Annotated in this window: 21 protein-coding genes; 13 read left to right on the top strand and 8 right to left on the bottom strand. The window is 54.3% G+C overall.

Annotated features, from left to right (window positions below):
* The first annotated feature begins 42 nt into the window (after positions 1-42).
* From fliF to fliR, 13 genes are all read left to right on the top strand, one after another.
* Positions 43-1794 carry a flagellar basal-body MS-ring/collar protein FliF gene (gene fliF / locus CPH17_RS13140; RefSeq protein WP_074397961.1) on the top strand — a complete coding sequence of 584 codons (1752 nt, stop codon included), beginning with the start codon at positions 43-45 and terminating at the stop codon, positions 1792-1794.
* Complete coding sequence (gene fliG, locus CPH17_RS13135; RefSeq protein ID WP_074397963.1) at positions 1787-2794, top strand: flagellar motor switch protein FliG; 1008 nt, start codon at positions 1787-1789, stop codon at positions 2792-2794. The genes fliF and fliG overlap by 8 nt, the downstream gene beginning before the upstream one ends.
* On the top strand, positions 2787-3554 hold the full coding sequence (locus tag CPH17_RS13130; RefSeq protein ID WP_074397964.1) for a flagellar assembly protein FliH: 768 nt from the start codon (positions 2787-2789) through the stop codon (positions 3552-3554). Before fliG ends, CPH17_RS13130 begins: the two co-directional genes overlap by 8 nt.
* Positions 3555-3562: 8 nt before the next feature.
* Positions 3563-4954, top strand: coding sequence for a flagellar protein export ATPase FliI (gene fliI / locus CPH17_RS13125; protein ID WP_096299821.1), 1392 nt, complete (start codon positions 3563-3565; stop codon positions 4952-4954).
* Positions 4951-5403, top strand: coding sequence for a flagellar export protein FliJ (gene fliJ / locus CPH17_RS13120; protein WP_096299819.1), 453 nt, complete (start codon positions 4951-4953; stop codon positions 5401-5403). The genes fliI and fliJ overlap by 4 nt, the downstream gene beginning before the upstream one ends.
* 19 nt (positions 5404-5422) lie before the next feature.
* Positions 5423-6802, top strand: coding sequence for a flagellar hook-length control protein FliK (locus CPH17_RS13115; protein ID WP_157742961.1), 1380 nt, complete (start codon positions 5423-5425; stop codon positions 6800-6802).
* Positions 6803-6974: 172 nt separating this feature from the next.
* Complete coding sequence (gene fliL / locus CPH17_RS13110) at positions 6975-7448, top strand: flagellar basal body-associated protein FliL (protein ID WP_096299815.1); 474 nt, start codon at positions 6975-6977, stop codon at positions 7446-7448.
* Between the two features lie 21 nt (positions 7449-7469).
* Complete coding sequence (gene fliM / locus CPH17_RS13105) at positions 7470-8525, top strand: flagellar motor switch protein FliM (protein WP_074397973.1); 1056 nt, start codon at positions 7470-7472, stop codon at positions 8523-8525.
* On the top strand, positions 8522-9061 hold the full coding sequence (fliN, locus tag CPH17_RS13100; protein WP_074397975.1) for a flagellar motor switch protein FliN: 540 nt from the start codon (positions 8522-8524) through the stop codon (positions 9059-9061). Before fliM ends, fliN begins: the two co-directional genes overlap by 4 nt.
* Positions 9058-9513, top strand: a complete 456-nt coding sequence (fliO, locus tag CPH17_RS13095) for a flagellar biosynthetic protein FliO (RefSeq protein WP_096299813.1) — start codon at positions 9058-9060, stop codon at positions 9511-9513. Before fliN ends, fliO begins: the two co-directional genes overlap by 4 nt.
* Positions 9510-10286, top strand: a complete 777-nt coding sequence (gene fliP, locus CPH17_RS13090; protein ID WP_096299811.1) for a flagellar type III secretion system pore protein FliP — start codon at positions 9510-9512, stop codon at positions 10284-10286. Before fliO ends, fliP begins: the two co-directional genes overlap by 4 nt.
* 27 nt (positions 10287-10313) lie before the next feature.
* Positions 10314-10583: a flagellar biosynthesis protein FliQ gene (gene fliQ / locus CPH17_RS13085; RefSeq protein WP_074397979.1), complete on the top strand. Its 270-nt coding sequence runs from the start codon at positions 10314-10316 to the stop codon at positions 10581-10583.
* 4 nt (positions 10584-10587) lie between these two features.
* Complete coding sequence (gene fliR / locus CPH17_RS13080) at positions 10588-11379, top strand: flagellar biosynthetic protein FliR (RefSeq protein WP_074397981.1); 792 nt, start codon at positions 10588-10590, stop codon at positions 11377-11379.
* 70 nt (positions 11380-11449) lie between these two features.
* On the opposite strand, the gene flgL is transcribed toward fliR, so the two are convergent.
* The 8 genes from flgL to flgE all read right to left on the bottom strand — a co-directional run bounded on the left by flgL (position 11450) and on the right by flgE (position 20492).
* Positions 11450-12706, bottom strand: a complete 1257-nt coding sequence (gene flgL, locus CPH17_RS13075; protein ID WP_096299809.1) for a flagellar hook-associated protein FlgL — start codon at positions 12704-12706, stop codon at positions 11450-11452.
* Positions 12707-12723: 17 nt separating this feature from the next.
* Positions 12724-14622 (bottom strand): flagellar hook-associated protein FlgK, encoded by a 1899-nt coding sequence (gene flgK / locus CPH17_RS13070; RefSeq protein ID WP_096299807.1) that lies wholly within the window; start codon positions 14620-14622, stop codon positions 12724-12726.
* Between the two features lie 62 nt (positions 14623-14684).
* On the bottom strand, positions 14685-15716 hold the full coding sequence (gene flgJ / locus CPH17_RS13065; protein ID WP_096299805.1) for a flagellar assembly peptidoglycan hydrolase FlgJ: 1032 nt from the start codon (positions 15714-15716) through the stop codon (positions 14685-14687).
* Positions 15716-16837 (bottom strand): flagellar basal body P-ring protein FlgI, encoded by a 1122-nt coding sequence (locus CPH17_RS13060; RefSeq protein WP_269449439.1) that lies wholly within the window; start codon positions 16835-16837, stop codon positions 15716-15718. Before CPH17_RS13060 ends, flgJ begins: the two co-directional genes overlap by 1 nt.
* 35 nt (positions 16838-16872) lie before the next feature.
* The gene (locus CPH17_RS13055) at positions 16873-17562 is read right to left on the bottom strand and encodes a flagellar basal body L-ring protein FlgH (RefSeq protein ID WP_074397989.1); all 690 of its coding nucleotides are present in this window, start codon (positions 17560-17562) and stop codon (positions 16873-16875) included.
* Positions 17563-17586: 24 nt separating this feature from the next.
* Positions 17587-18369: a flagellar basal-body rod protein FlgG gene (gene flgG / locus CPH17_RS13050; RefSeq protein WP_074397991.1), complete on the bottom strand. Its 783-nt coding sequence runs from the start codon at positions 18367-18369 to the stop codon at positions 17587-17589.
* Positions 18370-18399: 30 nt separating this feature from the next.
* The gene (gene flgF, locus CPH17_RS13045; protein ID WP_096299803.1) at positions 18400-19158 is read right to left on the bottom strand and encodes a flagellar basal-body rod protein FlgF; all 759 of its coding nucleotides are present in this window, start codon (positions 19156-19158) and stop codon (positions 18400-18402) included.
* Between the two features lie 29 nt (positions 19159-19187).
* Complete coding sequence (gene flgE / locus CPH17_RS13040) at positions 19188-20492, bottom strand: flagellar hook protein FlgE (RefSeq protein WP_074397994.1); 1305 nt, start codon at positions 20490-20492, stop codon at positions 19188-19190.
* Between the last annotated feature and the right edge of the window lie 19 nt (positions 20493-20511).

Here is a 20511-nt window from a genome sequence, read left to right as displayed (position 1 = left end):
CCTGGGCCGGAACTTGTTTTGCTTGTCCCAATGGAGGGATTCATGAGCGAAGCGGGTGCAACGGCAGGCCGTCAGACGAACACCTCCACGCGTGGCAGCGCAGGCGGTGATAATACGAAAACTCCATTTGCTGAACGCGTGCTTTCGCAGTTGCGCGGCAACCCTATTGTCGCGTTATTGATTGCCGGGGCTGCATCGATTGCGGTGGTGGCTGCCCTGATGATGTGGGCCAGCAGCCCTGATTATCGCGTCCTGTATAACAACCTTGATGAGGCCGATGGCGGCCGTATCATCACGGAACTCGACGGCCGAGGCGTGCCCTACCGTTTCAGTGAAAACGGCCAAGCCTTAATGGTGCCGAGCGACCAAGTGCATCCCCTGCGCCTCTATCTTGCCGAACAAGGGCTACCGCAAGGCGGCAACGTGGGCCTTGAGCTCATGGACAACCAAGCCTTCGGGGTTAGCCAATTTGCCGAACAAGTCAATTATCAACGCGGCTTAGAGGGTGAGCTTAGCCGCTCGATTGAATCATTGGGACCTGTCGAGGGCGTGCGCGTTCACTTATCGATGGCCAAACCATCGGTTTTTATCCGTGACCGGGAGCCCGCTAAAGCCTCGGTGGTGCTGACATTGCTACCGGGCCGCGTACTTGGCGATGGCCAGGTTAGTGCCATTGTTCACATGGTATCGAGCAGTGTTCCTGAACTGTCTCCCGAAGACGTGTCGGTGGTCGACCAGAATGGCCGCTTACTGTCGGCAGACAGCGGAGGCAATAACGATCTTGACGGTAGCCAACTGGAATACTTGGCCGAAGTTGAAAGTTCTTATCAACGGCGCATTGAGCATATCCTGGCGCCGATCCTGGGCGAGGAAAACGTGCGTGCCCAGGTAGCCGCGCAGGTGGACTTCTCCCAGCGGGAAGAAACCTCAGAACGCTATGGGCCTAATCAACCGCCCAACGAAGCGGCCGTGCGCAGCCGTCAATTAAGCCTTTCTCTTGATGGGGAGGATCCGCTAGGCACCGGCATCCCCGGCGCACTTAGTAACACTCCCCCGGGGGTCGCGCCGTCGCCCATCAATCAGCCCGACGAAGAGGGCGAGGATGCAGACGGCGAAGAGACTCCTGACGAGGCACTCCGCAATCTTCAGCAAGACGATGTCGTCAACTACGAGGTTGATCGAAGCATTGAACATATCCAGCACCGCCTCGGTCGCGTCGAGCGCCTGACAGCGGCGGTGGTAGTGAACTACCGTGAAACCACAAATGACGAAGGTGAGACAGAACAGGTTCCTCTTTCGAATGAGGAAGTTCAGCAGATTGAGCGTTTGGTGCGCCAGTCGATGGGCTTCTCAGATGGGCGTGGCGATGCAATCGATGTAGTGAATACGCCATTTGCCGATATCGAAGAAGATACGAGCGATGCGCCTGAGTGGTGGCAGCGCCAAGGCACCCTGGAGCTCGCCGGACAGCTCGGCCGCTACCTACTCGTAGCGCTTGCCGCTCTGCTGCTTTACCTGCTGATTCTACGGCCGCTCATCAAGCGCTACACCGAATCACCTGTCATGGCGACCGCCGCGTCTGGCACAGCGCTTCAGGCACGGGTCGGTGATGATGATGACGACATAGCTGAAGACGACGACAGCACAGCCAATGACGAGACGTATCAAAAGCCAAAACGTCGACGCAAGACATCACTGTACGAGCACAACCTCAACGACCTGCGTGAAATGGCCCAAGAGGACCCCCGCATGGTGGCGATGATTGTGCGCAGCTGGATGAATAACAATGAGTAGTGCAATGGCCAATATGGGAGGGGCTCGCAAGAGCGCCATCCTGTTACTCGCGCTGGACGAAGATAGCGCCGCTGAAGTGTTTAAATACATGAACGCCTCGGAAGTCCAAGCAATCAGCATGGAAATGACACGCCTTCAACAAGTCTCCCATGAAGACATGAAGGCAGTCCTCGAAGCGTTCCATAAAGAAACCGAAGAGTTTGTCGCCCTTAACCTGAACTCAAGCGACCATATTCGCTCGGTGCTCACCAAAGCGTTAGGCAGCGAACGTGCGTCCAGCCTAATTGAAGATATCCTGGAAACCACCGGGGAATCCACGGGTATTGATACGCTGAATCTCATGGAAGCTTCGATGGTGGCCGAACTCATTCGCGATGAGCACCCACAGATCATTGCCACCATTTTGGTCCATTTGGATCGCCATCAAGCGGCCGATGTGCTTGAGCTCTTTGAGGAAAAACAGCGCAACGACGTCGTCTTGCGTATCGCGACCTTCAGCGGCGTTCAACCCGCCGCCCTGCAGGAATTGACCGAGGTGCTATCCAGCATGCTGGATGGGCAAAACCTCAAACGCAGCAAAATGGGTGGTGTAAGAACAGCAGCAGAAATTCTCAACTTGATGAATTCGTCTCAAGAAGAAACCGCCATCGAAACTGTACGTTCGCATAGCGAAGATTTGGCACAAAAAATTATCGACGAAATGTTCTTGTTCGAGAACCTGCTCGACCTGGACAACCGCGCTATTCAGATGGTCCTGCAGGAAGTCGAAACCAACTCGTTGGTGGTGGCCCTCAAAGGTGCACAAGATGCCCTGGTGGACAAGTTCCTGCGCAATATGTCGCAGCGTGCAGCCGACCTGGTCCGCGAAGATATGGAAGCACGAGGGCCGATTCGCGTGTCTCAGGTCGAAACGGAACAAAAGGCGATTCTGCAAGTGGTGCGGCGCTTAGCTGACTCGGGTGAAGTCGTCCTGGCGGGTGGAGATGATGAGTATGTCTGAGTCTCAATCACCGCAATTTGATCGTCACCACCAATGGCGGCGCTGGCAGATGGACGAACTCATTCGCCCGGCCGGCCCCGGCGACAATCAGGCGCCAACTAGTACGTCGACGTACCAGCGCAAAATTGACGCGGCCCAAAAAGCTGCCAAGCAGGCACAACAACGCGAAGCGGAGGCACGTCAAGCCGAGTACGACAAGCTTCGTCAGCAAGCCGAAGAAGAAGGTTATCAGGCGGGTCTTGCCCGTGGCCATGAAGAAGGCTTGGCTAAGGGACTCGAAGAAGGGCGTCAGCAGGCCCAGCAGGAACTGGTCCAGCAAACAAAAGATACCCTGACCCCGCTTGGCATGCTGGCCAAACAGTTTTCCGAAGCGCTCACGCAAATTGACGACACCATCGCCCATGATTTGGTAGAGCTGGCGACGGAGACAGGCAAGCAGCTTGCCGCCGAGGCTTTACACGAAACGCCAGAGCGTATCCTGACCCTGGTACGCGAGCTTCTGCATACCGAACCGCCGCTGGTCGGCCAGCAGCGGCTATGGCTAAACCCCGACGACCATGCGCTTGTCGCAGAGCACCTTGGCGCCGAACTGGAAGCCGCCAACTGGAAGCTGCAACCCGATGACCAGTTGGCCCGCGGTGGATGCCGAGTCACCAGCGCCCAAGGCGAACTAGATGCGACGTTCGAAAGCCGCTGGCAAGCGGTGCAAGCCCAAGCGCGTAAGCGCCAATCCAGCTCATCCAAGCCGTCGGCTTCTTAGGTGCTACGATGACGACCACCTGCCCCCATCAACACCACTGGCAAAAAGCGATCCGCCGCACCACACAGCGGGTCAGCACCCTTTCACGGGTGGGCACCAGTGGCCGCGTTGTGCGCGCGACCGGCATGGTGGTTGAAGTCGTCGGGCTGCGGGTTGCCGTCGGTAGTGCCTGTAAAATCGAGCTGCCTAAAAGTGATGCACAGGTGGCTCAACACGCCCCTTACGCCGAAGCAGAAGTCGTCGGCTTCTCCGGCGACAAGCTATTCCTAATGCCGCTTGAGCAGATCTCAGGGCTGATGCCTGGCGCCCGCGTATCACCACTTAGCGACGGAGGCGGCCACAGCGCTCGCCGCTTCCCCATCGGGGAGGAACTGTTAGGCCGAGTACTCGACGGCAACGGCAACCCGCTTGATGATCGCGAATACCTTGAAGACACCCCGCGCGCCACGCTCACTACACCACCGTTAAACCCGCTGTCCCGCGCACCGATTGACACCCAAATAGATGTAGGGATCCGCTCGATAAACGCGCTACTAAGCGTCGGTCGAGGCCAGCGCATGGGCCTGTTCGCCGGGTCAGGGGTGGGTAAATCGGTGCTCTTGGGCATGATGGCACGTTATACCAAGGCGGACGTCATCGTGGTCGGCCTTATCGGCGAGCGGGGGCGAGAAGTACAGGATTTTATTGATAATATTCTTGGCCCCGAAGGTCGGCGGCGCGCCGTGGTGGTCGCAGCGCCTGCTGATACTTCCCCTCTTCAGCGCCTTCAGGGGGCTGCGTACGCAACGCGCCTGGCCGAGGGGTTTCGCGACGAAGGCCGTAACGTGCTGCTGATCATGGACTCGTTAACCCGCTTTGCCATGGCGCAGCGTGAAATTGCCCTGGCGATCGGCGAGCCCCCTGCCACCAAAGGCTACCCGCCGTCAGTGTTTGCCAAACTACCCGGCCTGGTTGAGCGAGCGGGTAACGCAGAGCGCGGCGGCGGTTCAATCACCGCTTTTTATACCGTGTTAACCGAGGGTGACGATCAGCAGGATCCAATTGCGGATTCTGCCCGGGCGATTCTTGATGGCCATATCGTCCTATCAAGAACGCTAGCCGAAGCGGGGCACTACCCGGCTATCGACATCGAAGCGTCGATCAGCCGCGCAATGACGGCTATCACCGACGAGGCTCAGCAGCGTCAGTCACGCGTATTCAAGCAGTATTTCTCTCGCTATCAGCGCAACCGCGACCTGATTAGCGTAGGTGCTTACACACCGGGCCATGACCCACAACTTGATGAAGCCGTGCGAAGGTTTCCAGAGCTTGAGCATTTTTTACAGCAAAACATTAACGAAAGCGCCACCATCGACGCTTCCCGACAAGCCCTTAACGCCTTGGTTGGAGAGTCAGCATGAGCCGGACGCAGTTAGAAATGCTTGCCGATTTAGCCCGTGAGGCCCGGGACCAAGCGGGTATTGCCCTTGCCCAAGAGCGACAAAGCGAGCAACAGACTACCGCGCAATTGCACTCGCTCAATCGCTACCGCGCCGAATACGCCGAGCGTTTACAGCTGGCGATGCGTGACGGCATTGACCCCGCTACGATGTACAACTATCAGCAATTTCTTGCCTCACTGGATGCCGCGCTGGAACGCGCCCGCCATACGCTGGCATCACAGCAAAAGCGAGTGCAAAAACGTCAACAACATTGGCAACAAGAGCAGCGTAAGCTGTCTTCCTACGATACACTGACCTCAAGGCGGTTAGTGGAAGAGCATCGGCGCCTTGAGCGTCATGAACAGAAAACCAACGACGATTTGGTGACTAGCCGTTTGGCTCGCCAACGTAATGAGACGCCGCAGTAGCGGTGCCAGGGAACTGAGTATGAATATTCACCAGTTGCTTTCAACGACGCAAGGTCAAACGACCAGCAGCCAGCCGGGCAATGCCGCATCGGCTGACGGCGCGCGTGGGTTCTTCCAGCAGGCGCTTTCCCAGGCCTCTGCTTCGCCCCATCAGCGCCTTGCCAGCGCAGCGGTCACTTCTCCTTCAAACCAGACGGGAAGCAACCAAACGGCGAATAGCCCAACGCCTGAAGCCACATCGCTTTCGGCGTGGATAGAATCGTTAGGCTTAGATATCAGCCCCGAGGCACTGGAAGCATTGGTGGCGCGTTTTTCATCTGCCGATAGCGGCTCAATGCCCGAAGATATGAGTATTCTTGAGGCCTCTGGCAACCTAAAGAATGCCACACTCGATGAAATCGCCCAGCGTCTGTCGTTGATGGCCAGCTATAGCGACCCCTCAAGCGAGTCAACCGCCCGCCTTACTGGCGATGGTGATGACGCTGCACCAACTGCGGCCGAGCTTGCCGAGCAGCTAGGCATTGAGGAAGGCGAAGCTGAGCAACTGGTAAGCCTACTTAGCGCCTTCGTCGACACTCAAAACCAGAGTAACGGTGGTGATACCAAGCTTTCTGGATCTTCGCGAACCCTGGGAGATATTGCCCAAGCATTAGGCGCGGCGTCTCAATCTGGCGACACGAGCAAAGCTTCGCGGTCGGAAAGCCTGCTCAGTCAGATCGATGCGCGATCATCCTCTCGCGGTAGCCCGGATACCTGGGTTAATGCCCTCGATATATCAGGGCGAGCAGCAGAAGGATCGCCTAAAGCCAACGTGGTGCTACCCAGCTCCGCCTCGGAAACGCTGCTAAACACGCTGTCTTCGAATAACGCCAGTCAGTCTAATAACCAAGCCCTCGCGTCTGCTAATATTAGTCAGTCAGCACCTACTTCGAGCTTAGGTAGCGCCGCTAACCCCACACCCGCTGCGGTTAACACGCCGGTGACCAGTCCAGCATGGCCTCAACAATTGGGTCAGCAACTTGTCCAGTTCGCTCAGCGAGGGGGAGACCAGCTTGTGCAAATGCAATTACATCCTGCCGAGCTTGGCCCGCTATCTATCTCGTTAAAAGTTGGCGAACAGGGTGCTCAAGCGCACTTTTTATCCGGCCACGCCCAGGTTCGCCAGGTGATCGAACAAGCCATCCCGCAGTTGCGTGAAGCGCTGGCAGAGCAAGGTATTTCACTCGGCGAAACATCCGTTGGCGAACAGAACGAATCTAGCGATCAAGGCGTTGCGCAACAGCAGGCGGGGCCAAATGGCCAACCTAATGTCGACGCTAGTGAGGAAGGCGGCGACTTAGCCTCCAACACGCCCAGTAAGCCTATTGCGCTTGATGGCAGGGTTGATCTGTACGCTTAACCGGTAACCCATAAGGGCAACACTTTCTTCCATGACTATGACAAATCGCGTGGCCATTGGAAGCTAAGCCAAAAGATAGGCTCGCCAAGCGAGCCTGTTCATTTCATCACCAGCATGCGCTTTAGGCATAATGCCACGTTAACGCCACGCATGGAGATAACGGGAACGACCAATGGCTGAATCAAGCGGCGGACCAAAAAAACTGCTCTGGATAATGATCATTTTAGTGCTGCTCTCCTCTGCCGGTGCGGCAGCCGCCATTTATATGGTGTTGGATGATCGTGAGGATAATCCGGAAGAAACCACCGAAGAGACCGCTGAACCACAGCCGCCGGTGTTTCTGACCATCGAGCCCTTCACCGTCAATTTGGCCGATGATCGTCATGGTACCCGCTTGCTATATACCGGCATCACCCTTCGCGTAGAGGATGAAGAGACGCGCGAATTATTGGAAGAACACATGCCACAAGTTCGCAGCCGATTGCTGTCAGTGCTATCAGGTCAGGAAGCAGGTGAGCTAACGTCATCAGAAGGCAAGCAACAACTAGCCACGGCTATCAACGAGAGGCTGAGCGAGCCCTTCGATGAGAACCAGCCACCGCTTGAGTTGCGCGAAGTACTGTTTACTGAATTCATTGTGCAATAATCTCGGGAACTGGAGCCGTTCATGTCGCAGGACGATCTACTGTCCCAAGAAGAAATTGATGCCCTACTAAAAGGCGTCAGTGGTGATGATGAGTCGTCGACATCATCGGACCAGTCGCAGGATGAATCCCGGGTAAAGCCCTACGATCCATCTACCCAGCATCGTGTCATTCGCGAGCGGTTGCACGCCTTAGACTTTATTAATGAGCGCTTCGCGCGGTACTTCCGCACGAGCTTGTTTAATTTGATACGACGCAGCGCCGATATCACCGTTGAGTCGGTTCGCTACCAGAGCTTTAGCGATTTTTCACGCAATGTGCCCGTGCCGACCAATCTGAATATTGTTTCAATGCGCCCGTTGCGTGGCTCTAGCTTGATCGTCTTTCCGCCCAACTTGGTGTTCATGGTGGTAGACAACCTGTTTGGTGGCGACGGACGCTTTGTAACGAAATCGGATGGCCGCGAATTTACCAACACCGAGCAGCGCATCATCCACCGTTTGTTAAGCTTGGCAATTGATGCTTATCAAGAAGCCTGGAAAGTAGTATATCCACTGGAAGTCAGCTTCTTACGCTCGGAAGTACAGTCCAAGTTCGCCAACATCACCAATTCGCCTAACGAAATCGTGGTGAATACCAAGTTCAATATTGAGGTAGGTAACCTGTCGAGCAACTTCCAGGTCTGCATGCCTTACGCCATGATTGAGCCGCTGCGCGACCTTCTGGCAAACCCGATTAATGACAGTAACCATGACCAAGACGGCACTTGGTCTCGACGCATGGCCAGCGAATTGCGTCAGTCGGAAGTCGAACTGGTAGCCGAATTTGCTCAGATACCTAGCCGTATCGCCCACGTAATGGGGCTTAAAAAAGGCGACGTACTACCGTTGGAAATTCCCTCGACCGTTACCGCCAACGTTGATGGCGTACCGGTTATGGAGTGTGAATACGGTAGCCAACGACAGCAGCGCGCCCTGCGGGTGAAGCGTATGATTGATCACGCCGCGATGAACAATGTACCGTCCAACGACTTCGTTAAAGGGTCTACGCGACAGAAAGCCAAGGAATCTAAAGCATGACGGATCCTAATAAACCCGATCAGAACATCTCTGACGACGACTGGGCGTCTGCCATGTCGGAACAGGAGCAAGAAGAAACAGCCGCCTCATCCGAGGCCGCCGACGGCGAGGATGAAGATCCCTGGGCCGCAGCGATGGCAGAACAGCAATCCGCCGAGGAAGAAGCGCCAGCAGAAGATGCCAGCGAAGCTGAGGAAGCGCCCGCCAGCGAAGCCAAAGCGGCCAGTGACGATGTGTTCCGTCCACTGACTCAGGAAACAGGCGACACGCAGTCCCGCGATCTAGAAATGATCATGGACATTCCGGTCAAGCTTACCGTTGAGCTAGGCCGCACAAAGCTGACGATCAAACAGCTACTTGAACTGGCCCAAGGCTCGGTGATTGAGCTTGAGGGGCTAGCAGGCGAGCCCATGGATATCTTGATCAATGGCTACTTGATTGCACAAGGTGAAGTCGTGGTCATCGAAGATAAGTATGGTATCCGCATCACCGAAATCATTACGCCTTCTGAGCGCATTCACAAACTGAACCGATGAGCGATTCCGCCTCAACGCAAAGTAGCTCGCTCGACGCGCTAAGCAGCGGCAGCGACTCACTGATCGGCATGGCCGTGCTCGGCAAAACCGCAGCGGCGTTGGCATTAGTCATCGCCATTATTTTGCTGTGCACGGCGCTTCTAAAACGCCTCGGGCACGCCAAACGTGCTGGCGGTCAGCTTCAGGTGATCAGCAGTACCGCCGTGGGTAACCGTGAGCGCGTTGTGATCGTGCAAGTGGAGGAAACCTGGTTGGTATTAGGTGTTGGCAATGGGCGCATTACTAAGCTGCATGAGCGACCGGCACCCGCCACGCCTCCCCCCGACATGACCCAGACCCCATCTGGCTTTGCCAAGCGATTTTCCCAAGCACTGACCAATAATCTGTCCAGCAAGAAGCAGCAACGCAGCGGTGCTCCTTCACCTTCTTCTGATATAGACCGTACCCCATGAGGACTTCATCCTTGTATCGGCCGCTTATCTCGCGGTGGCCATGGCTAATTGTTCTAGGCCTATTGTGTCTTTTTCCACTCATAGGCAACGCACAAGAACTCCCTGGGATTACCTCTCAGCCGATGGAAGACGGCGGTCAACAGTGGTCAGTGTCGCTACAGACGCTGTTATTCCTAAGCTCACTGGCGTTTCTACCCTCCATGCTGCTGATGATGACGAGCTTCACGCGCATCATCATTGTGCTGAGCCTATTGCGCACTGCCATGGGTACCCAGGCAACACCCCCCAACCAGGTGCTGCTAGGCATCGCATTATTTCTGACGTTTTTTATTATGTCGCCCGTGCTAGCCGAGGTCTATGACACCGCCTGGGTACCGTTGAGCGAAGAAACAATTAATTTCGAAGAATTTTTGCGTTTAGCGCAGGTGCCATTTCGTGAATTTATGCTCGCACAAACGCGAGAGCCCGACTTAGCGCTCTTTGTACGCCTTGCTGATATCGGCCCGATGCAAGGTCCTGACGAACTGCCTATGCGGGTTTTGCTGCCTGCTTACGTCACTAGCGAGCTGAAAACAGCCTTTCAAATTGGCTTTACGATTTTTATTCCTTTTTTGATTATTGACTTGGTTGTAGCCAGTACACTGATGGCTCTGGGTATGATGATGGTCCCTCCAATCACCATTTCTTTGCCGTTTAAGCTAATGCTGTTTGTCCTGGTTGACGGGTGGCAGTTGATTGTTGGTTCGTTAGCAGAAAGCTTCTACATGATATAGCCGTCATTACGGCGTTGGAGATCCAGAATGACCCCTGAAATGGTCATGACGATTGCATATCAAGGCATGCGAGTAACGCTATTGCTCGCTGGCCCAATGCTGCTCGCCGCTTTGTTTACCGGCTTGATTATCAGCCTGTTTCAAGCGGCCACGCAAATCAACGAAATGACCCTCACCTTTATCCCCAAAATTCTGGCGGTCTTTGCCGTCCTGGTTTTGGCAGGTCCATGGTTGCTTGGCTTGATCACCGATTTTACCCATCGCTTATTCACCAATATCCCCAGCATGGTGATGTAAGCCAATGGTTGAAGTCACCTTTGCCCAGCTACACGCATGGCTGGTGGCATTTATCTGGCCGTTTGCCCGCATCACCGCTTTCATGGCGGCATCGCCCATTTGGGGGCACTCGAGCGTTCCTAATCAGGCAAAGATCAGCTTGGCCGCCGTTATTGCCGTGGTGATCGCGCCTATTCTTCCCCCTATGCCAGATGTACCGCTGATGTCCTGGGCGGGCGCTGGCATCATGGTGGAGCAGGTGTTAATTGGCCTGGCGATTGGCTCGGTCATGCATATTGTCTTTGCCGCCGTGCAGGCAGCCGGGGAATTTATCGGCCTACAGATGGGCTTGGCGTTTGCTAGCTTTTTCGATATGTCCAGCGGCACCAATATCATGGTCTTGTCGCGGATTTTATATATGATCTCGCTGCTAATGTTTCTCGCCCTGAACGGCCACCTGATGGTGTTAGAAACGCTGGTAATGGGCTTCCAAACCTTACCAGTTGGTGTCGGCACTCTTAATCCGAACGGTTTTGAACTACTAGCGCGCTATGCCGGAACTATATTTTCCTCTGGCATGCTACTTGCCCTACCGCTGGTAGGGTCGCTATTGATCATCAATTTAGCGCTGGGTATTCTGAACCGCTCGGCACCACAATTAACGGTGTTTAACATCGGCTTCCCGACCTCGCTAACGGTGGGACTGTTATTATTGATGGTGCTAATGACCGATATCGAACGGTTTTTACAACGACTGTTCAGCCAAGGGCTTGAGTTTATGCAAAGCCTAATCGAAACCCTGGCCCCGCTATCTTAGTATCAATAATTAAAAAGCCCTTTGCCGATGGCAAAGGGCTTTTTATCGAAGCAGGCTTGTTCAGTTGAGGTTACAGGTAGTCGAACAGCGACATACCCTTCACATCAACAAAGGCTTTTTGTGAGGCCTGTAAGCCGATTTGGCGCAGGCTATATTCGGAAATCGCCTCGTTGTAGTCAAGATCGACCAGGTCAGACAGCGTTTGCTCGTAGTTAAGACTACGGTTATCGCCCACTGCGTCGATGACATCCAGCTCATTGAGACGCGCCCCAGCGGATGCACGTACCGTAAGGACGTTATCCAGGCTATTGTCCAAATCGCGCATGGAGGTCTTGAGCGTATTACTTAAATCCGCTTTGTCTGACTCGGTTTCAGCGGGTTTCTCTAAAACACGAATGGCTTCTTCCATGGTGCGGAATAAATTAGGTTCGCGCTGAGCACTACCTGATTTGGCTACCTGAATCTGATCTCCAACTTCAGGCTCGCCTTTTAAGTCAACATTAATGCCACCAAAGGAAACACTTTCGCCAGAGGTATAGGCTGCATCGGTAAAAGCACCGTCATTATCCGGATCGTAGGCAACCCAGCTATCACTGTCCTCGTCAAAGGTCTCGATGCTGTAGGTGGGATCACCAGCACCATCCTCATCAAACTGAATACGATAGCTATCGCCATAGCCGTCATTGTTTACATCTGCAACGTGCGGCCCCCCAAACGTCACGTTGCCAGCATTATCACTATTGGCTTCTGCCACATAGCCCGCACTGTTGGGCACGCTTTGGAAGATTGAAGCGCCATTTTCGGTCACCGGCATTAAGCGTGATGAGTCAACCCGCTGTTCACGAGTATTTTGGTCGCCCTGATACTCTACCGCCTCTCCCTGTTTGACGAAGGGCGGATTGCCATCGTTATAACCGCCGAACAAATAACGGCCGTTACCGTCCGTCGCATTCGCCTGGCCTAGCATGGTCTCGTAGACGCCTTTCAGCTCACTGGCTATCGACTCGCGGTCGACATCGCTAAGCGTATCGCTTGAAGCCTGGACCAACAGCGTTTTGGCGCTGGTGATCGCATCACTCGTACTATTGAGGATACTTTCCGTTTGCGCGAGCGAATTGCGCGCTGAGGTGCGGGCATCACCGTATTGCTCGGTGATCGCTTTTGCTTGGTCAACACCTACGGCACGCGAGGCGGCTTGGGGATCATCCGAGGGGTTAACAACGCGGCGGCCACTGGCAATTTGCTGGCTGACTTTTAAAAAGTCGCTCTGCTGGCGGTTCATTGACGCCGTGCTTTGGTCAAACATGGTAACGCTGCTAATACGCATGGCTATCTATCCTCGAATTAACCGCGCAAATTCAAAATGGTGTCCATCAGGGTGCCGGCCGTATCAATCACACGGGCGTTGGCCTGGTAATACTGCTGGTAGCGAATCAGGTTGGCCGCCTCTTCATCAAGATTGACCCCGGATTCGGACTGCTGCACCTCGGTAAGCTGGTCGGTGAGGCCTTGACGTGCCTCCAGATTTACCTGGGTAATGTTGGTCCGGTTACCCACGTCGCTAACCATCGAGCCGTAGGCGCCGCTCACCGTGGCGCTGCCGCCAACAATATCCTCGCTTTGCAGGTCTTGCATGGCCAGCGCATTACTGTTGTCGCCGCTATTGGCATCGCTAAGACTGATAGAAAATGTTGCCCCATCAGCGTCAGGCAACTCGTCAAGCGTAAACTCGACGCCGTCAATAGCGATGCGGTCCCCAGCTTCTAGCGTATCTCCATCGGCTAAGGCTTCACCATTTACGGTCATAGCCCCTTCTAACTCACTGACGGTACCGTCCTCTGCCACGCTCAGCGAATACTCACCATCTTCCGGTAGCGCACTCAAGGCACCCTCGGCCATGCTAACGTCGCCAATAGCCAGATCGCCTTCCATGTCAGCCAAACTACCTGCGGCAATCTTATCCAGGTCGGTAATATTGGTATCCATCCCGGCTCCGGCACGGCGAACGGGTTGGATTTCGTATTCATCACCGGCTATAGGAGGCTGACTGAACTCAAGCGTAACACCACCGAACTTTAACTGGTCATCTTCAGCCCAGGCATCCTGATCGTATTCCACGACTTGGCCATTATCTTTCCGAGTGATAACAGGGTCGTCATTGTCATCAAAACTTACGCTGTAATCGGTGGCGCGCAGTTCGTCGATCCGGCTGGGGTCAAATTCGGCGCTTTCAATTGTCGCATCGCTATTGTCATCATGCCCGTAGGTCTGCGGCGCGCGAATATTGAACAGGTCTTCGCCTTGATCACCATTTAGATCAACGCCTTGTTTGTGCTGTTCATTCATTGCTGACGAAAGCGACACCGCTAGCTGTCCGATCTGGTTTTGGGTTTTATCAAGCGCCTCTTGGCGGAAGGTCATTAACCCACCAAGCGAGCCGCCCGTCACCACATCTTCTTCTAGCTGGGAAAGGTTACCACCGCCATCCCGATAGCCGATTACCTTGCGCTGCGGGTCGTTCTCCGCCTCCATGGTCTCTAACTCGAACGAGTCTGTACCGGTCACCAGCGGCTGGCCGTTGGGCAGGCTGATGTTATATGTTTTGCCGTCTTGGACATTAAGTCGCAGATCCATGCGCTCGTTTAGGTCAGAGACGAGTTTATCACGCTGGTTGAGCAGGCTATTGGGGGCTTCGCCGTTACGAGCGCGGGCGAGGGCAATCTCTTTATTGAGCCCGGCGACTTGCTCGGTGGTGTTGTTAATCTGGGTAACTTCATCGTCTAGCTGGTTGTTAATATTGCTTTGCATATCCTGCAGGTAGCTGTCGAACGAGCGGAACTGCGCGCTAAGCGTTTCGGCATTACCCAGCACGCCCTGGCGAGCAGCGGGGTCGGATGGCGAACTGGCTAAATCTTCCAGCGAGGAAAAGAAGTTTTGCATCAGCGGTGAAAGACCCGCATCGCGGTCGGCCAGCAAATTATCAATTTGGGTCACTTGCTCGGAATAGGTTTCTAACGCGCTCGACTGCGTTTTAGCGCTATTGAGCTGATCCGCCACGTATTGATTAAACTGGCGTTCAATATCATTGACCTGAACACCTGACGTTCCTGCGCTGCCCTCACCAAGTTTGGTGATTTCGCGATTGTAGCCGGGTGTGTTCACGTTGCTGATATTGTTGCTAGCCGTATTCAGCGAGTTTTGCGCCGCGTTTAAGCCGCTTAGCCCAATAGAAAACATGCTCATGGTTCAATTCCTTTAGCCGATATTTCTATAATCGGCAGCGCGGTACAAAACTTGAATGACGACTAACGCGAATCGGCCAAGAAATTACTGGCGTCCGGCATCGGGCCCAAAGTGTCCATCACGCCTACCAGCTTATCGGCATAGCGCGGATCAGTAGCATAGCCACCACGTTGCAACTCACGTGCCGCTTGCTCCGCTGAAGGTGCCTGCGTCACACCCGCGTAGCGAGGGTTATTACCAATTAGATTGGCATAGTCGGTAAAGGCATGTTCATATGAATCGTAAACGCGGAAGCTATCAACCACTTTCTCGCGACGCCCGTCTATGTATTCGTGAGTCACCACCTCAGTGCTATCACCCTCCCAATGCTCTCCGGCTTTGATGCCAAACACATTGTGACTGTTCTTACCGTTTTGCGTGGCAATCTCATGTTTCCCCCAGCCCGTTTCTAATGCAGCTTGGGCCAGTATCAATTCAGCGGGCACCCCGGTGGTACGGCTTGCAGCCTGGGCTGAAGGTGCCAGCGTTTCCATAAACTGATCCACATGAGGCAGTTGACCTCCTGCTTGGCGCGGAGCATCAGACTGAGTAGACTCTGTTTCTGCCACCTTTCCTTGCCGTACAGCATCTAGTTCCGCCAAGAAGCGGCTCTCGGTAGGTGCTTCGGGGACCTGTTCGTCACCAGGATTCAGGGGGCTATCTAATACCCGCGGCGTTCCACGCGGAATACCAGCGATTAACTCCTGCATTTGTTGATCAGCGCTGGAAGCCCCTTCTTTCTCACCGGAAATCGCGCCTTCCCGCTCAAGCTGTTCAACCAGTACATCCGCTAACCCCACCCCTTTGGACGCAATCACCTGAGACCACTGCTGGTCCAGCATTTTTTGATAGCTATCCGTAGCACTGCTGTTCATCAAGCCAGACTCAGGAATCGCATCGCGCATGCTTTTCATCATCATTTGCACGAATAGTGCTTCAAACTGTTGAGCCGCCGACTCCGCGCCAGCGTCTGGGTCTGTTTTTGCCGTGTGCTGCATCCTTTGAAAGCCTTGCATATCTAGCGCAAACTGATTACTCATATCAGTGGCATTCATCAAATGATCTCCAGCTCTGCGCGTAGCGAGCCCGACGCCCTTAACGCTTCAAGAATCGACATCAAATCCTGCGGGGTGGCGCCGAGGGCATTTAGTGCGTTAACAACTTCGTTGAGGTCGGCGCCTTCAACTACCTGTAGATAAGCTTCTTGCTCTTCTATGTCGATATCGCTATCAGGTACCACCGCCGTTTCGCCTTCACCAAAGGGTGATGGCTGGCTAACACCAAATTGGGTATCAATCGTAATCGACAGGTTACCGTGGGCGACTGCCGCTTCACGTAAACTAACCGCACTGTTCATGACCACAGAGCCGGTGCGCGCATTAAGCACTACTCGCGCTGGTGCATCCATCGGCGTAACGTCAACATTCTCAACCCGCGCCATAAAGTTAACGCGCTCATTATCATCCACTGGCCCATCAAGCGCTATCACACGACCATTACGTGCATAAGCGACAGATTGGCCGAATTCATTGTTAATAGCGGTTACCATGCGCTGCACTGTACCGAAGTCCGCGTCATCCAGCTGTAGCTCTAACGTGCCACCTTCACCCCCTAAGTTAAGCGGCACTTCTTCCTCTACTAAACCACCATTGGGGATTCTGCCCGTGGCCTGCTGGTTGACTTGTACACTGCTACCACCCGCTTCTGCCCCCGCGCCGCCCACCAGCATATTGCCTTGGGCAATGGCATAGGTATCGCCATCAGCTCCTTTCATCGGCGTCATTAACAAGGTGCCGCCACGCAGGCTCCGGGCATTGGCAATCGATGAAACGACGACGTCAAGCCGCTGCCCAGGCCGAGAAAACGGCGGCAAGTCGGCGGTTACCATCACCGCCGCGACGTTACGCAGCTGTAAATTTGTTCCGGAGGGTACCGTCACGCCCAATTGCGATAGCATGTTGGTCAAACTTTGACTGGTAAACGGTGCCTGGGTCGTCTGGTCGCCGCTGTTATCCAGCCCGACCACTAGCCCATAACCCACCAGTTGATTGTCCCGCACGCCGGAAAAACTGGCTAACTCGCGTATACGCTCTGCCTGAACAGGCATTGCCAGCAGGCAAGCCAAGCCGATAATACTAAGCTGCCAAAGCCGTTTTGCCATCGCGTGAGTCTTCATACGTTGCATGTCAGTGACCATTGAGTCAGGTGCGACTAGAAAGGCGACACGTTTAGGAAGAAGCGCTGTAGCCAGCCCATATGCTGCGCTTCATTTATATACCCATCCCCTACATATTCAATTCGTGCGTCTGCCACCTGGGTGGAGGGCACGGTATTTTGCGAGGTAATGGCACGCGGATTCACGACGCCTGAAAATCTGATAAATTCTGTGCCCTGGTTTATGGCAATTTGTTTTTCACCGCGCACACGTAGGTTACCGTTATTCGTCACCTCCAAAACCGAAACAGTGATTGTACCGGTAAAGGAGTTATTGGCTTGCGAACCACCGCCGCCAGAAAAGTCACTTTGCCCTTCAACCTCAAAACCATATTCAGCCAGCGTTTCAAGAGCATCCGGCAGTGCGCCAAACTCCAGGCCAGCGCTGCCGTCGCGATCAGCATTGGATTCAGAATTTTTACTAGCACTGACCTCTTCATCCAACACAATCGTCAATATATCGCCAACTGATCTTGGCCGCCGGTCTTCAAAAAGCGGCTGATAGCCTCGACGCGCCTGATAAATAGACCCATTGGGTTCCGGCGGCGGGCGGTCAACGATATTAATCTGCTCTTGCTCACCGACCACCGAGGCTCTGGGTATTTGGGCACAGCCAGCAACCACCAACAGAAAAAAAACTAGCCCAGCCAGCGCAATACGTCGCGAAATACAATGTCGTTCCAACATGACCCAACCTGTCAGTAAACGTCGTTACAGCTGACCTAAACGCGCCAACATTTCATCGCTAGTCGAAACGGCCTGACTATTGATTTCGTAAGCCCGTTGGGTCTGAATCATGTTGACCATTTCTTCGACCACATTGACGTTCGACGTCTCTACGTAGCCCTGGGAAAGACGCCCAGCGCCATTCATACCCGGCATATTTTGATTAGGCACGCCTGAAGAGCCCGTTTCCTGATAGAGATTGCCGCCCATGCTTTGCAGACCAGCGGGATTGATGAAAGTGGCAACGTTAATCTGGCCAATCTCGTTTTCCTGATTGTCGCCGGGCTCTCGCGCACTCACCGTACCATCTTCCCCGATACTGACAGACACGGCATTTTCGGGAACAAAAATCGCCGGCTCTATCGGGTAGCCATTCGCCGTTACCATCTGGCCATTTTCATTCAGTTGAAAGCTGCCATCCCGTGTATAGGCAGTGTTGCCATCGGGCAGCAGCACTTGAAAGAAGCCCTCGCCATTGATCGCAAGATCTCGTGAGTTTTCTGTCTGCTCGAGCCCCCCCTGGGTGTGCAAGCGCTCTGTGGCGACTGCGCGCACACCGGTACCCACCTGCATGCCGGACGGCAGCCGATCCTGAATATTATTTTGTGCGCCGGGCTGACGCATATTTTGATATAGCAAGTCTTCAAACACCGGGCGTGAGCGTTTAAAGCCATTAGTACTGACGTTAGCCAGGTTATTGGAAATGACGTCCAGCTTGGTTTGCTGGGATTCCAAGCCGGTTTTGGCCGTCCACAATGATGAAATCATAAAAGAGTCCCCTTGGCTGATAAGTGTTTATCAGCCCTGAATCGTTAACATGCTGTTGGCGCGCTGCGCGTTTTCGTCCGCCGAACTCAACATTTTCATTTGCATATCGTAGCGGCGCGCCGCATCAATCATTGTCACCATGGTGTCGACCGCACTGACATTACTGCCTTCCAGCGCACCGCTCACTAGCTTGGCGTCTTCATCTGCCACTAGCGCCCCTGGCTCGCCTTCTTCATTGGGCGGTGCGCGGAAGAGTCCATCTTCACCGCGGGTAAGCTCACCCTCTTCGGGTGTGACCAGCTTAATGCGGCCTACATCTACCAGCGCTTCCGGACCTTCGCCCTGAGGAATCGCGCTGACCGTGCCGTCGGCACCAATCGATACCTGGGACCCCTGGGGGACCACAACGGGTCCGCCATCACCCATTACCGGGCGACCTACACTCGTCAATACGCCGTCGCTATCGACCTGTAAATCGCCACGCCGAGTGTAGGTTTCAACGCCCTCTCCATCCTGTACCGCCATCCAGGCATCGTCTTGCATGGCAACATCAAGCGTACGGCCCGTACGTTCGATTGGACCTTGAGAATAATCGGTGCCCGGCGTGGTCGTAACGGCAGAAGCACGAGTAGACAGCAAGGCGTCACCTTCCACAGGCACAGAGCGTGCCGCCTGTAGCTGGGCGCGAAAGCCCGATGTTGAAACGTTCGCCAGGTTGTTACTTACTACCGACTGTTGATCCATCGTATGCTTTGCGCCGCTCATAGCGGTATACAGCATTCTATCCACGACCTTGCTCCCCTAAGTACCTTCAGCCGTTAGAGATTGATGATGGTCTGCAGCAACTCATCCTGGGTACTGATGGTTTGCGAGTTGGCCTGGTAGGCGCGTTGGGCGACGATCATATCGACCAGTTCACCCGCCATATCCACGTTGGAGGTCTCCACGGCACCTGGCTCAATCAAACCGCGCTGGCCAGTACCAGGCGCCCCTACTAGTTCCTGCCCCGATGAACCAGTGGCGGTCCATAGATTGTCACCGTTCGGGCTTAACCCTTCAGGGTTGCGGAAACTTACCAGGGCAACCTGGCCAGCAGCACGCGATTCTTCATTGGAGTAATTGCGCATCACAGAGCCATCATCTTCGATGGTCACGCCTACCAGTGAGCCAGACGTGTAGCCGTCCTGTTCAAGGTCATTCACCGTTGAGCTATCGGCGAACTGAGTGGAGCCAGAAAAATCGACCTGGATTTGCTGAGAGGTTAAATCAGCACCAAATTCACTATCCGCAATGTCATTACCATCCGCATCACGAATATCATCGGGATTATCTAAATCGAGATCAAAAGCCGTAAAATCATTGCTTAAGCGGCCATCCGACGTGAAGTCAAAGTTTTCATCTTCTGCAATATTAGTGAACCCATAATTAGGCGCGCCTTCTGGGCCTCCCGACATACGCGCATCAACCCGCCATTCATTAGCCGCCGTCTTGGTAAAGTATGTGGTTAGGTTGCGTGCATTACCTTGGGAATCGTAAATAGTACCGTTGGTGGAGTATGAGTACTGACTGGAGTCTAGACCGTTGGCCACTTCTTCAGCTGTGGGGGTGGTGTAGCCGTTCTGCCCATCAACCAGCGCCGCTTCTTCTGAATCCAGATTAAGCGACATATCGAGGTTTTCCGTGGCACTGGCCGCTAGATCTCCTGCATCAACGCTCAAGGCTTCTACGTCACCACCACCCTGGACATTACCTTCTTCATCCGCCGGATAGCCCATAATTTGCGCGCCCTGGGCGTTCACTAGATCGCCGTTCGCGTCCATGGTCAGTTGACCATTACGCGAGTAGCCAATTTCACCATTGGGCTGCTGGAAGCGGAAGAAGCCCTCGCCAGCAATTGCCAGGTCCATATTACGGTTCGATGACTCGATATTCCCCTGGTTGAAGTTCTGTAACGTGGCGGATGTGCGCGTACCTAGCCCGATTCGTGACTCAGCGTACACATCGGCGAACTGTACGTTCGAGCTTTTAAAACCCACGGTTTGCGAGTTTGAAATATTGTTGCCTACGGCTCCTAGCTTGTCTTGCTGGGCATTCAGGCCACTTAACGCTTGTGAAAAACTCATAGTAGTCCCCTGCTAAATC

Origin of the sequence: Halomonas sp. hl-4 (genome assembly GCF_900215475.1) — a bacterium.
GTDB lineage: Bacteria > Pseudomonadota > Gammaproteobacteria > Pseudomonadales > Halomonadaceae > Vreelandella.
This window is presented reverse-complemented; position numbering and strand designations above follow the sequence as displayed.